Raw genomic sequence first — 14,392 nt, 5'->3', positions numbered from 1 at the left:
AGCCACCTGCTATGCAGGTGGATTTTTACATGTTTTTAGAATGGTTAAAAGTTAAAAAATGGCAATGGATAGTTTTCTGTTGTGTTAAAAAGTGTTCTAAAACATAATGTTAGGAATAAAATATTGCGAAATTGTATTGAGGGCTACACCTTCTAGTCGGATAATAAGCTTCCGGGTTTGTAACGGAGTGCAGCAGTGGCCGGAACCATTGAACAAAAAGTCCAACAGTTGTTGGTAGAACATCGAGGCGAACGGATTATCAGCTTCGACTTTTCTGGGCGGAAATACTGGTTAAAACAACCTGAGCAGTTGCATGGACGAATGCGTCTGCTGAAAGCCCATCCTGAATCTTCACTAGAGCTTGAAAAGAGCTGCTTACAGCAATTGGCCGAGCAACATGCGCCAGTGCCACATATCGTCTATGAACAGCAGGGCTGCATGGTATTAGAAGACGTTGGTCCCACACTCAAGCAGTGGATTGCGCGCAAAGATGTCTCGCCCGCATTTCAGCGCCAAGTGTTGCTTGATAGCGCAGAAGCACTGGCTCAGCTGCACAATCTCGGATTAGCACACGGACGCCCTGCGTTACGCGACATTAGTTGGCAGCAGGGGCAGGTCAAGTTCATCGATTTTGAGGCAAGGGCGCCGCGTAAAGGAATGTTGTATCAGCATATCCGTGATCTGCTGGTGTACATCCACAGTCTTTATCGTTATCTCGGCCCCAATAACCAATTGATTGCCGACGTTGTGCTTCAGTATCGCCGCAGTGGTGGTGAAATAATTTGGCAGGCGTGCAAAAGCTTTCTCGCTAGCTGGCAATGGTTGTATTACCTGATGAAGCCATTTCGTCATCGCGGTGGCCGCGATGTTAAGCCGATTTTCTGGTTACTCTGGCATTTTCGCCATGCATAAGCGCCAATAGCGCGATCGTCAAAAATGGCAGCGTCAAAAAACAGACATTGTTATTTTTATTTGACTAATAGCATTAACTGGCTGTTTCTCATTTAAAAACATTTTGACGTTCATGCTAACTGCTAACGTAATGAAAAATAGTCAAAAAACAGTCTGGTATGACCAGTATATTTTTTAATCTAAATTATTGCTTGTTTTTCAATGGAATCGGCTGAAAGCCCCGTGTTTACTGGGTTTTGGCCTATATACATTCATTTTTCCCTATCCTAGAATGCCCCCGCCAAACAGGTAAAAATCTGTAAGCAAGGTTAAATGAGACATATGTCACGGACTGGCGGAAAGGAAATCCTCCTGGCATAGCAGTTTCAACATTTTGAACGCCAGAATTCATCAATTTATGTTTAACGATTTGGTGGGTTTTGCCTCAAACTTAAAGAGATAGACAATGAAACATTCCGCCATGATGCTGCTGAGCAGCCTGCTGCTCGCCAACTCCGCCCTCGCTGCAGATCTGCGTCCTGTTGAAGGTACGCTGTCCGTTGAAGTTGAAGATTACGCGCAACACGCCATCGAGAAGTTCCGCCTGCATGACAATCAAGGGGTTGTTCATGATTTGCAATTTAACCAAACGCCTCGTTGGTTAAAGCCGGGCCAGAGCGTTCGTGTATTTGGCAAAGCTTATGGCAAACAGCTGCAAGTGAGTGATAGCAATGTCAGCTTGTTGCAGTCGACTGAAACAACCTCTTCTGCGCAGACAGTAAGTAGCACTATCACGCCAATCAGTGGTAATCACACCTTATTGGTGGCGGAAGTCAACTTTGCTATCAATCCTATCGTGCGTTTGACTGAGACTGAAATCCAAGACTTGTTGTTTAATCAATCTGCGGCCTTCTACAGCGAAAACTCTTATGGCGCGATGAGCTTGTCTGGCGATACCACCAGTCCTGTGACCGTGGATGTTGATGTGTCGGTGTGTAATACCGACGCAGTTGCCGCCGCTGCAGATAGCGAGTTAAGTGCACGCGGTTTTAATCTCGACAACTATGACCACATCATGTACTTGATCCCCACTCATCCAAAATGTACTTGGTCGGGTAAAGCCAACGTTGTCGGTAAGCGCAGCTGGATTAAGCGTGTGCAGTTATCCACCATCAACCATGAATTGGGCCATAACTTAGGCCTTTACCATGCCAACAAAAAAGATTGTGGTGATGTGACTACTGCTGATAGCAGCCAATGTACAGTCTCTGAATACGGTGATTACCTGAGCGCCATGAGTGGCACCAGCACGCCAAAACATTTCAATGCCTTCCACAAAGAGCAGTTAGGTTGGCTTAGCGGCGATCGCATCGAGACCGTGACCTCAGATACACGTGTGACACTGTCACCGGTTGAAGCTGAAGGTAACTTTCCTTTGTTGGCCAAAATCCCCAATGGTAAAGATGCCGCAGGGAATGCGCTTTACTACTACATCGAATATCGTCAAGCCACTGGCTTCGATAGCTCACTCGCGACTGAAGCAGGAAGCATGCTGGATGGTATTCGGTTACGTGAAGGTGCCGATAACAATGCCGCGAGTAGTTACTTGCTGGATCCAACCCCCAATAGCACGGCTTATGACTGGGATGATATCAGTCTGAGTCCAGGACAAGTGTTTGAACAGCAAGGTGTACGTGTTGAGGTTGTCTCATCTGACGCATCATCAGTCACTTTCGATGTATCACTGCAAGGTGCAACCGCTCAGTGTAGTCGTGCAAATAGCAGTTTGACACTACAATCGGCTGTATCAGAATTGCAACAAGGTCAGCAGGGCACCGTTGATTTATTGCTGACCAACAATGACAGTAGCATCTGCGGTGACGCCAGTTACAGCTTCAGCGTGCAAACCGACGCGGGTTTATACGCAACGCTGGCGAACAACACAGTTACTTTAGCGCCACAAAGCAGCACTCATGTCTCATTGTCGCTGGAAGCGGTGCAAGGCAACGGCAGCAACGGTTGGCAAGTGAGCGCCAGTCGTCAGGCAACCTCGCAGCAGTTGCAAAGCTCTGGTTATGTAACGCTGACCTCTGTCACCAGCAATACAGCTCCGTTGGCAATCGATGATAGCTTTAACGATATCAGCACCAACACTGTATTGAATGTGTTAGCAAACGACAGTGATTTGGACGGCGACAACTTATTTATTAGCGGTACTACCCAAGGCCAGTATGGTAAGGTGACCGTTAATGCTGATAACACCTTGACCTATGCACCACAGAAGCGTTTTAAAGGCAGCGATAGTTTCAGCTACACCATCAGCGACGGTCAGCTGACAGCCATCGCCATCGTGACTATCAGTCCAAGCAGCAGTGGTGGTGCGACGGATACCACAACCAGTAGCAGCGGCAAAGGCGGCGGTGGTAAAGGTAAGAACAGATAACACCATTAAAAAGGGCCGTAGATACGGCCCTTTTGCTGTGTAATTAACGATAAATCGTCAGTAATCGCTACTGCTCAGGTACCGGTAAAGGACACAGATCGCAACTTGCGGTATCTGAGTTACCGATAGTGGCAAGATCCCCTGTGTCGACTACAGGTGACGTTGCTTTGGCTGTGGCGGTGTTAGATAAGGTACCGCTACTACCTGTAGGCAAGGTGCTTGGCAGGTAGTTATCTGTAGTGACATTACACACATCACCACCAAAGTTACCTTCTAAATCCCCATCTGTATTAGTACACATCAAGGTATTAGTATCGCAACTATATCCGCTGCCACAATCACTGTCGGTCAGACATTGTTTGGCAAAGTCCAGACTAAATGCCGCGTTCAGGTTAGTATCGACCGAGTCAGTCAGCGTCACATCTAACGGTGCATCACCAGTGTTACACACCGTAATGTCATAGTCTTTACGCAACGCAACTACGCCACCGGTTTCTTCCAGCGACACGCTACAGTTTTTCACAATAGACAGCATTGGACTCAATGCTAACGAGTCACAAGTGGCAGTATATTGGTCGGCATCAATACTGGCGGAACCAAAGCTTACACTCGCATCTACAGTGTTAGTACCACCGTTAACATTGGAAATGTAGTAACCGCTATAGGTCAGCATTTCATTTGGTGACCAGCCATCAGCACCGTTGGCAAAGGCACTTACATCTTGACTAACGCTGAACGCAGTACCGTCGCTTGGTGAATCGTCAATGGTCACGGTTTCTCCAGAACCAATGCTACCGACCCCAGTATTCGTCAGGGTTAAGGTGTAATCGATACGGAATTGGTTACTACCTGTCAGTTCTGTTGCACCACAAGTTTTAGTGATAGCGATGCTACACAGAGGGAAGTCTCCACCGAGGAAGTCTTTCAACTGCGCAGTTTCAGAACGTGAGGAACGGGTTTCAATCAGGAAGCTACTAAAGCAAGGGATTTCGGTAATACCTACTTCAGCAAAGGCTTTGCTCACATTGAGCCGACCTTCAAAGAAAGATTCATAGGGATAAGTATTGGCTATGCCTTCCTTGTTTTCGTAGGGCCATAAGCCGTTAGCAACACCTGCAAGTTCTGGTGTCTCGTTGGTAATCGCACACGCAATACCTGAGTCTCCAGCTGTCAGACATTTAGCACCCGCATTGCCAGAGGCATAAAGTAGTTCAAGATTTTCTGCGACATCACCACCGGAATTTACCCAACGCATCACCTGTACAAAAGGTACTGAGTTAGAGTCTTGTGGGTACTCCATAATAATGAATAAGTCGTTTTCTTGGTGCTGACCAGTAAAGCGGTTGTTTGGCCCGGTACCGACTTTATCCTGGAAGAACCAGAAGCCCATGACGGCATCACCATTGTTGGCATAACGTTCTGCGCCAAAATAGAAGACTAAGTCATCACTACCTGCGCCGTTATCAATAAAGTAGGCGGCAGCATAACCATTACGTAGGTCATCTTTATCGGGAACGGACCCGTCCTTATACCACCACTCAGTAACGTCTTGTGTATCTTTTGACCCTCCTTTCCAAAATATCGTTGCTGGCGGCAGGTCATCAATAACACCTGTGGTGACGTTTGCCATGCTGGTACCAAGGTTAATATTTTGCCAATCATCTAGCGTCGTTTGCTTGACAACATTACCATCCAATTCGACCTTGTCTACGGTGGCCTGTACTCCAAATACCGTTAATGCGCAGGCCCACAGTAGCGCGGTACGAAACAATAGACCGAGTTTCATAACATGCTCCTTGTATCTGTGAACGGAATTCTGCAGCACCCTGCGAACTTCTGCGTATAAGAATTCCGGTTGTGAACAGATAATCTAGAGCATGGTATATGCCACTATTTAACATTATGATTTAAAGGTGAATTTAATCGTTATAACCACAAAAGTGTCTCAGCGTTGGAGCAGTGTGTCACATATAATTGACAACTGATGCTGGTGTGAGACTAAGATTCAATGCGGCATTTTTTAAGTAAGCGATAGAAGGTGGCTCGTGAGATATTTAGCGAGCGGGCGGCGGCAGAGATATTGTGTTTATGGTCGCTAATGGCTTTAAGCAAGACTTCGGCGTCCAGCTCATCACGACGACTCGCTAAATCATGACATAGCGCGTGCTTTTTGACATGATCAAGGCCCAGCAGCGAAGCGGTTATAATGCCATCGTCACTCATGACCGATGCGCGACGAATTCGATTGCGCAGTTCGCGGACATTGCCTGGCCAATCATAGTGTTTCATGGCACAGCAGGCATCGTCACTGAAGCTCTGTACTATCTCGTTTTCAGCATTGCTCTGAATAAACTGCTCTGCCAGTAACATCACTTCATCACTGTATTGTCTTAGGCTTGGTACGTGCAGGCGCAGTACATTGATGCGATGGTAGAGATCTTCACGAAAACGGCCTTCATCGATGGCGTTTTCCAAATCTTGGTGTGAGGCAAACAGTAAGCGACAGTTGACCGTGATAGGTTTATTACTGCCAATGCGCAGGATCTGTTTGTCGTCGAGAAAGTGCAGCAAGTTAACTTGTAGATCGAGTGGTAGATCTGCAATCTCATCTAAGAATAACGTGCCGCCATCGGCTTGCTCGAGGTGGCCGATATAGCGTTTGTCGGCATCGGTGAACGCGCCTTTTTCATGGCCAAAGAGGGTGGAATGGATCAGCCCAGCAGGCAGTGCACCACAATTGACGGTCACAAATGGACCATTGCGGCGCTCCGAAAGGTAATGTAACCACTTGGCACATAGTCCCTTCCCAGAACCTGTTTCACCACTTAACAGCACGGTTTCATCAGACTGGCCAAACTTATGTAACTGCGTTCGCAATGCTTGTAGTAGTGGGTGATCACCTTTGATTGCGGGCAACATATCTCGGTTGGCGGCAGGCTTTGAAGTTGCTGAAGGTGACAATTGTGCCATGCCCCAAGCGTGGCCCAAGGTATCAGCAAAACGTTGCCAGTCAAACGGCCGGTGATAATAGTCAATAAAGTTGGCTGATAGAATCCAGGCGCTGCTTTTATCAAGGGTACAATCGGAAACGGCAATCCAGTGCAGCGCAGGGCATTGGGCTTGAATGGCACTAATGTCTTTTGCCAGATGCCCCTGATTACTTTTACTGATAAAGGCGACCGCAACACGAATATTATGTTTTCGCAGCAACGGCAATGCCTCAACCGCAGATGCTGCAATTAAGCAGCTCCAAGCAGCCTCATTAAGGTATTTGCTACACTCCGGCAGACATTTTTCTGGGTCTAACACCAACAAACAACGTTTCCAAATCGTCTCTGCAGGAGGACGCTTGCTCTGTCGATCCATAAAGTTTGTGGGATGGCCCATGACCCTTCAATTTTAGAAGGGGAATGAGCTCTCCACAAACCTGACCAGACTTATTCCATATCGCTTTTTTCAGGCTATAAATTAGCTATAAGGAATATCTGAATTACGGTTGTCTAGCCAGTAAAAAAGCTGCCGCAGCAGCTTTTGAAAATATCAGGATAACCAAGGCATTAATCTACGGCTTTGCTGCAAAGAATGCTGAAATCCGACTGATGCGCGATGACGCATGCGGAAAAATGCTTGATAGCAGAGCGGCACCAAATACAGACTGGTTGCAGTAGAAAATGCCAGTCCACCGATAATGGCTATTGCCATTGGTGAGTAAGGCGGACCACCACCACCAATTTGGGTATCGCCGAGGGCCAATGGGACTAAGCCTAGAATGGTGGTGCCAACGGTCATTAATACGGGGCGTAGTCGCGTAATACAGACATTAGTAATAGTGCTCGACAGTTCATCGAGAGCGGGTGTCATCTGATTGATCTGATCAACCAACACAATGCCGTTATTCACCACAATACCCAGCAACACCAATACGCCAATCATCGCCATCACCGACATTGGCGTGGCGGTCAGCCACAGCGCCCAAAATACGCCGGTGATAGAAAACAAAATACTGGTGATAATCGCACTTGGCAGTAACAGCGATTCAAACAGCGCCGCCATGACGATGTAGATCATTGCTACCGCCAGCAGCATATTTACCAGCATCACAGATTGCTCTTTATCTTGTTTCTCAAAACCACCACGCAGCGAATAACCGTAACCAGCGGGGAAATTCACATGCTGCATTACCCGCTCGATCTCTTGCTGAGCTTTGCTCATGTCGAGATTTTCCAGATTAGCGCCAATCGATAAAGACGTTTCGCGATTGTAATGACGAATAGCATCGAAGCGCGGCTTGATGTTGATATCCGCCAATTGCGCTAATGCGTAGACCCGACCATCCATATTGGCAACTGGCAGATCTTTCAGATGCTGTAGAGATTGTTGCCAGGATTTGTCGTAGAACAACTCGATGCGCAATTCACCGCTTGGGTCGTGCCGAAATGAACGCAATTGGGTGCCGCGCAGCGCGGTGGCTACAGTACTGGCAATATCCTGTACTTTCAGACCCAGTCGCGCCACGGTATCGCGATCAACGTTGATCACGACCTCTTGCTGTTCACCGTTGAGCTCAGAACGTACATCCTGTAAGCCTTCAATATGTTGTAGCAATGGCAGTACTTGCTCGCTGATACGGATAAGTTCACTGGTGGAGCGGCCGGTCAGGGTAACGCGTACGCCAGAGTTGTCATCGCCCCAACCAAATTGCGGTTTGGCTGCCGCAAATCGTGGAAATCCATCGCGGATTTTCTGTTTTAGGTCTGCCACTTCCACTGGCAAATCAGGTTTTAACAACACAGTGGAGCTGGCTTGTTCGGCCGAGTAAAAGCTATAGACTGAGTCGATATAAAACTCATCTTTGTGGCCATAAAGATAGGTTTCCATACGATTTACCATCGCTTCTGTGACGGCCAAACTATGGCGGCCTTCTACCTGATAGTTGATGTAGAGGCGTTCTTTACTTTGGCTATCTTGGCTATCTTTTGGCACTAGACTCAGAGGCAGTGCGGTAGAAGCCAACATCAATAGGGCAATTAACGTCGAGATTTTTGGATGCTGTAATACCCAATTTAGCGAGCGTTGGTAACCGCGTTGCATACGGCTGCTTTTGGCTTCTTTCAGCTGGATTTTGCCGTGAATGCGCGACAACAACAGCGGAATGAGGGTTTTAGCCACCAACAAACTGGCAGCCAGTGAGATGCAAATTGCCACTGCCACATGCTCAAGAAACACAGTGAGTTCAACTTTCACACCAAAGATATTCGGCAAAAATACGATAGCGGTGGTGAGGGTTCCCGCCATGACCGCCAGCGATACCTTATTAACTCCTAGCAGCACCGTTTCATCGCCATGATCTGCTTTTTGCTGTTCTTGCAGCACGCTTTCCGATACCACCACCGCGTTATCAATCAGCATACCCACGGCAAGCAGCAAGCCCATCATCGACAATACATTGAGGCTGTAGCCGAGAAAATACATGCCCGCCAGCGTTAAACCGATAGAAATCGGGACTGATGACACCACAATCAAGGTCATCGGAATGTTGCGCAAAAATAGGTACAAAACTGCGAACGACAGTAAGGCGCCAATCATGCCTGACATCAGCAAATCGTTCAGTGATGCTTTCACCTCACGGCCTTGGTTATCCATGATGAATAGCTTGATCCCTTGAAACTGTGGATCTTGCTTCACCTCATTGATCACCTTCATGACTTTTTCCGAGACATCGACCAAGTTGGCGCCAGACTCTTTATAGACATCTAGGCCAACGGCATATTTTTGATCAAGGTGCCTGCCCTCGGTACGTTCTGGCAGGGCAAAACGTACATCTGCAATATCGCCAAGATGCAGTCCTGGCGCGATATCCAGAGCGCGAATTTCATCTAAGTCACGAAACTCACCCTTAGGGGATACCTGATACACGACACCGCTATCACGCAACGTACCGCCGCTGACAATAAAGTTTTCTGCCAGTAGTTGGCGGCGCAGTTGTGGCAGTTTAAGACCACTAGCGCTCAACTTGTCGGCATCCAAACGTACTTCAATTTGCTTCTGCTCAACGCCGTAAAGCGTCACTTTGGAGACGCCGTCAACCCGCTCCAGTGGTACCCTTAGCTGTTTATCTAGCAGATCAAATGCACTGGAGAGTTCACGGTCACTGGAAATACGAATATTCAATACCGGCATATCTGCAGTCGAGAACTGCTGGATCAGTACGCGTTCGACATCGTCAGGTAACAGATTACGCACTTGGTCGATTTTTTCGCGTGCTTCAAGACTGCGGGTGGCGACGTTTTCACCCCATTTCATCTTGATTTCAATCTCGCTACCGTTTTGATCTGAGGTGGATTTGAGTTCCTCGACACCGCCCATCGTCGCGAGTGATTCTTCCAACACATTGGTGATATCACGTTCGACTTCCGCAGGTGATGAACCTTTGTAGGGCACCTGCACGTAGATTTCCGGAATGTCGATACCGGGAAACATCTCCAGTGGCAGCAAACGAGATGCTGCCATGCCGAAAAGCAAAATGGCGGTAAAAAACATGCTGGTGGTGACGGGGCGTTTTAGTGCTAAACGGGTGAGGTTCATGCTTGAGCCTCCTGCGCTGCGACTACTGGCTCAAAACGCTTGCGGTCAAACATTGCATACAGCACCGGAATGACCACTAGCGTCAGCAATGTTGATAGCGACAACCCGAAAATTACAGTAATCGCCATCGGCGCGCGTACTTCTGCGCCATCACCAAGTCCCAATGCCATCGGCAACAGACCGAGGTTGGTGGTCAAGGTGGTCATTAGAATAGGGCGTAAGCGTGACGCGCCAGCTTCTTTAATTGCCTGCAGTTTTTGCATGCCATTTGCACGCTGCTGATTGATACGATCAACCAGCACAATGGCGTTGTTGACCACAATACCCGCCAACATAATCAAGCCGATAAATACAATTACTGACAGCTGGCTGTTGGTCAAATACAAACCATAAATACTGCCGGAGAGGGCGATAGGTACCGCCATCAAAATCAGCAGTGGGTGTAACAAGGACTCGAACTGGCTGGCCATCACTAAGTACACCAGGAATACCGCTAAAATCAGGGCAATTTTTAGTGAATCGAAGGAGCTTTGCATCTCTTCGTTTTGGCCGCCAAAGCGGGTATGGATGGACGTCGGCAAGCCCATTTTGGCGACAATTACCCGTGCTTCTGCCACGGCTTCATCCAAGTCGCCACCGGTAATATCTGCCGAGACAATGGCAACCCGTTGTTGGCTAATGCGGTTGATGGCGGACGGGCCAATGGTCAGTTGCACGTCCGCCACCGCTGACAGCGGAATCGGGTGCTTGCTGTCTGGGTTGATCAGCATTGAGTCGATATCGGTAATATTGTTGCGCTCGCTTTCTTCGCTGCGCACCAAAATATCGATTTTACGTTCACGCAAGGTGTATTTACTGGCGACGGTGCCACCGACGCGCTGAGCAATGCGATTAGCGATGGTCGGCGCATCTAGGCCTAGCGCTGCAATGCGCGCATGATCGAAGCGAATACTGATCTCCGGTTGACCATCTTTTAACGAGGTATTGATATCTGTGTACAACGGATTGTTGGCTAAAGCGTCGACTAAACGGTCAGCACTTTGTTTGAGCAAATCTAGCTCATAGCCGCTGAGCTCAATTTCAAGTGGTGTTTTAAAGGTAAACAGCTCAGGGAATTTGACCTTAGCTTCCAGCTCAGGAATGGTACGTGCTTTTTGGCGTAACTGTTCGGCGACTTGATCAAAGGCATGATGATCCGCCAGCACTACCTGCAAACGGCCCCAGTTTTCACCGCCACGGCTGGTGTCCGACGTCATCAAACCGCCGCTACCTGCCTGAGTATAGGCATGTTTTACTGCGGGATTATCGGCAATTTCACTGGCGAGTTGCTGTAACACCTTGTCAGTTTGTGACACTTCTGTGCCCGGCGGCAGCAGAATTTCGACGTAGAATTCCCCTTGGTTCATCGGTGGGATCAGCCCGGTGCCCAAACGTGACATCAGTAAGCCTGCAGAAGCAGTAAAGATCAGCGCTATCGCCAGCGTTAGTCCCTTGTTCGCTAACGCGCCGTTTAAAAGCGGACGATATAACTTAGCAAGTCCGTCATAGGCCAGATTAAACCCGATAGAAAGAGGCTTCATTACCCAAGACGCAATCCAGGCACCAAAGCGGGTGAGGGTAACAATCACTGTGGTTAACACTTGTGGTAACCAGCTGAACAGGAGTTTGAACGGGAAGCTCAAAATCTTGCCAGTGTAATAGCCCAACTTTCCTAAGCGAGTCTCGGGGACTGGCTTAATCACTTTTTGTTCTGCCTCGGCTTTTCCTTGAAAGCCTTGGCGAGACGCTAACATCGGGATTGAGGTCATTGCCACGAGCAAGGAGGCCAACAATGCGAAGGTTACGGTTAGGGCTTGGTCGGCAAACAGCGCACCCGCGATACCATCAACAAATATTAAGGGGACAAATACTGCCAGTGTGGTCAGTGTTGACGCGGTAATGGCACCAGCGACTTCACTGGTACCTCTGACGGCAGCATCGACTCTATTCATGCCTTCACTTTTGCAGCGGTCGATGTTTTCCAGCACCACAATCGCGTTATCGACTAACAAACCAACCGCCAAGGCGATACCACCTAAGGACATGATATTGAGGCTTATCCCGGCAAAATACATCATGTTGAACGTTGCAATTACCGAGAACGGAATTGAGATGGAGATGATCAACGTTGGTACTATGTCGCGCAAAAACAGATAGATGACCAGCATGGCTAATATGCTGCCGATCAAGGCTGAAGAGGTCACTTCACTGACGGCACTTTGAATAAAATCCGATTGATCGTAAATCACTTCAGGTTGCAGACGGTTGTCATTTTGTGGGTTCTGCTTCATTTGTGCCAAACGTTGTTTGACCTGTTGCGCAACAGCAACCGTATTAGCATCACCTTCTTTGTATATGGCTAACTCAATCGATTCCTTACCATTGATGCGGGTAATGTCACTGCGTTCTTTAAAGCCATCGGTAACATCGGCGATGTCGCCCAAACGTACTAATGTAGAACCTTGTTTATAGATGATGATATTGGCCAGTTCATGCAGCGACTGGAACTGGTTGACGGTGCGAACTAAGTACTCGCGATCACCTTGTACGACTTTGCCGGCTGAAAGGTTAATGTTTTCAGCGGCGATGCGAGCACGGATATCATCGGATGACAAATTGAGTTGTGCGAGTTTTTGCTGGTTAAGCAGAATATGGACTTCTTGCTCCAAGCCGCCGGACAAACGTACCGAAGCCACCCCAGGCAGAGACTCTAATTCGCGCTTGAGTTCCTCTTCTGCGTAGGTACGCAGATGTTTTAGCTCTTCCTCCGATGCGGACTTAGCCGGCAGTGCGAGACGCATAATCGGATCGAGATTCGGGTTAAAGCGTAGCAATAAAGGCTTATCAATATCTAATGGCAGCTCGATAGTGTCGAGCTTCTCGCGCACTTCTAGTCCGGCCATATCCATTTGCGTGCCCCATTCAAACTCCAGTACCACATCTGACATGCCTGAACGTGATACTGAGCTGATTTTTCGCAGCCCTTTAACAATGCCAACAGCTTCTTCAATGGGTTTACTTACCAGCTGTTCGACTTCGACCGGGGCTGCGCCATCGTACTGAGTACGAATGGTCAGTGTTGGATAGCTCAAATCGGGAAGCAGGGTAACAGCGAGTCTGGAAAAGCCCACCACGCCAAACAGCATGATAGCGAGCATAAACATCCATACGGTGACCGGACGGCGCACCGACACATTAATCAATGACATTCGGCAGTTCCTTTGCGATTACTTGGCAGCGGTGAGGCTCAATGGGCTTAATACTTCAACCAGCGACTGATCTTTGAGGTTGTGTTGACCACGTACCACAATCTGTTCGCCGACTTTGATGCCAGACTGAATTTCAACTCGGTTATCCTCACGGTATCCCAAGGCGACTTCGCGACGCAGAGCTTTACCATCCTCAACGACATACAAGGTTTGCACGTCATCTTGGTTAACGATGGCATTGAAAGGCACCACGGCCACATCTGTATGGGTGTCATATTTCAATTGCACATTGGCATACATACCGGCTTTTAACTTCTGAGCTTTATTCGGAATACTCAACGTCACTTTAAAGGTGCCGCTATCGCTATCGATGACAGGACTAATGCGTAACACAGAAGCAGAGAACACTTCGCCGCGTTTATTGGGTTGCACTAAGGCTTCTTGTCCCAGTTTAAGGCTGGCTAACTGTTGCTCAGGTAAATGGACGATGCCGTACAGTTCATCCTGGCTCACGACATAGAATAATTGGTCAAATTCTTTGGCCATGTTGCCTTGTTTAACGTAGCGAGTCGCAATCACCCCATCAATGGGTGAGCGGATTTCACTTTCGGTAACTTGCAGCTGGGCTAAATCGCGTTGTGCAATTGCAGCTTTGAGGTTGTATTCCAGCTTAGCCAAACTATCAGCACTGACAAATTCACGATTCGTCATCTTTTTCAGACGTTCTAGTTCCTGCTCAATGATTTTGACTTCGGCACTAGAGCGCTCCAACTCATATTGTTGGCGACGGGCATCGATTTTGGCGAGGAGTTGCCCTTTGCTAACACGATCGCCTTCTTCTACATAAAGTTGTTCAATCAAACCGGCGATACGGGTAGTGACACCTGCTTCCTCTGGGGCTTCTAAGGTGGCGGTGGTGTTATAGAAAGAAGAGATATGTCCTTGAGTCACCGCAGTGGTTTCTACAGGAATAGCATAGACTTCTTCTTGTTTAGCTTGTTCTTGCTCGCCACAGGCGGTCAACATAAAACCAATCACTAATGCGCTGAGAACTGGTTTGAAAAATGATGTTTGGCGTTTCATGAGATAGTCCCTATTAAACTCGTTAGCCTGTTTAAGCAATACTGATGCCAACTGTAAAATATGTTTTTATTCAATTAGTTAACGATGTATGGTGATGTTTTTGCTCATATTGCTTAGTAATTAATAGTGAAACTCTTAAGTT

Annotated in this window: 7 protein-coding genes; 2 read left to right on the top strand and 5 right to left on the bottom strand. The window is 47.9% G+C overall.

Going from position 1 to position 14,392, the window contains the following annotated elements; genetic code table 11:
• The first annotated feature begins 195 nt into the window (after positions 1 to 195).
• Together HR45_RS05185 and HR45_RS05180 are read left to right on the top strand one after the other, a co-directional pair.
• Entirely contained in the window at positions 196 to 912 is a 717-nt protein-coding gene (locus HR45_RS05185) for a lipopolysaccharide kinase InaA family protein (protein WP_037440270.1), read from the top strand.
• 445 nt (positions 913 to 1,357) lie between these two features.
• On the top strand, positions 1,358 to 3,334 hold the full coding sequence (locus HR45_RS05180; RefSeq protein ID WP_037440267.1) for an Ig-like domain-containing protein: 1,977 nt from the start codon (positions 1,358 to 1,360) through the stop codon (positions 3,332 to 3,334).
• 67 nt (positions 3,335 to 3,401) lie between these two features.
• Here the strand turns inward: HR45_RS05180 and HR45_RS05175 are convergent, their stop codons facing one another.
• The 5 genes from HR45_RS05175 to HR45_RS05155 form a co-directional block, all read right to left on the bottom strand.
• Complete coding sequence (locus HR45_RS05175) at positions 3,402 to 5,120, bottom strand: hypothetical protein (RefSeq protein ID WP_037440265.1); 1,719 nt, start codon at positions 5,118 to 5,120, stop codon at positions 3,402 to 3,404.
• Between the two features lie 212 nt (positions 5,121 to 5,332).
• Positions 5,333 to 6,721 carry a sigma-54-dependent transcriptional regulator gene (locus HR45_RS05170; protein WP_241461056.1) on the bottom strand — a complete coding sequence of 463 codons (1,389 nt, stop codon included), beginning with the start codon at positions 6,719 to 6,721 and terminating at the stop codon, positions 5,333 to 5,335.
• A gap of 153 nt (positions 6,722 to 6,874) precedes the next feature.
• Positions 6,875 to 9,919, bottom strand: coding sequence for an efflux RND transporter permease subunit (locus HR45_RS05165; RefSeq protein ID WP_037440263.1), 3,045 nt, complete (start codon positions 9,917 to 9,919; stop codon positions 6,875 to 6,877).
• Positions 9,916 to 13,167: an efflux RND transporter permease subunit gene (locus HR45_RS05160; protein ID WP_037440261.1), complete on the bottom strand. Its 3,252-nt coding sequence runs from the start codon at positions 13,165 to 13,167 to the stop codon at positions 9,916 to 9,918. Before HR45_RS05160 ends, HR45_RS05165 begins: the two co-directional genes overlap by 4 nt.
• Positions 13,168 to 13,185: 18 nt before the next feature.
• Positions 13,186 to 14,250, bottom strand: a complete 1,065-nt coding sequence (locus tag HR45_RS05155) for an efflux RND transporter periplasmic adaptor subunit (RefSeq protein WP_037440259.1) — start codon at positions 14,248 to 14,250, stop codon at positions 13,186 to 13,188.
• Positions 14,251 to 14,392 lie beyond the last annotated feature (142 nt).

Origin of the sequence: Shewanella mangrovi (assembly GCF_000753795.1) — a bacterium.
GTDB classification, from domain to species: Bacteria; Pseudomonadota; Gammaproteobacteria; order Enterobacterales; family Shewanellaceae; genus Shewanella; species Shewanella mangrovi.
This window is presented reverse-complemented; position numbering and strand designations above follow the sequence as displayed.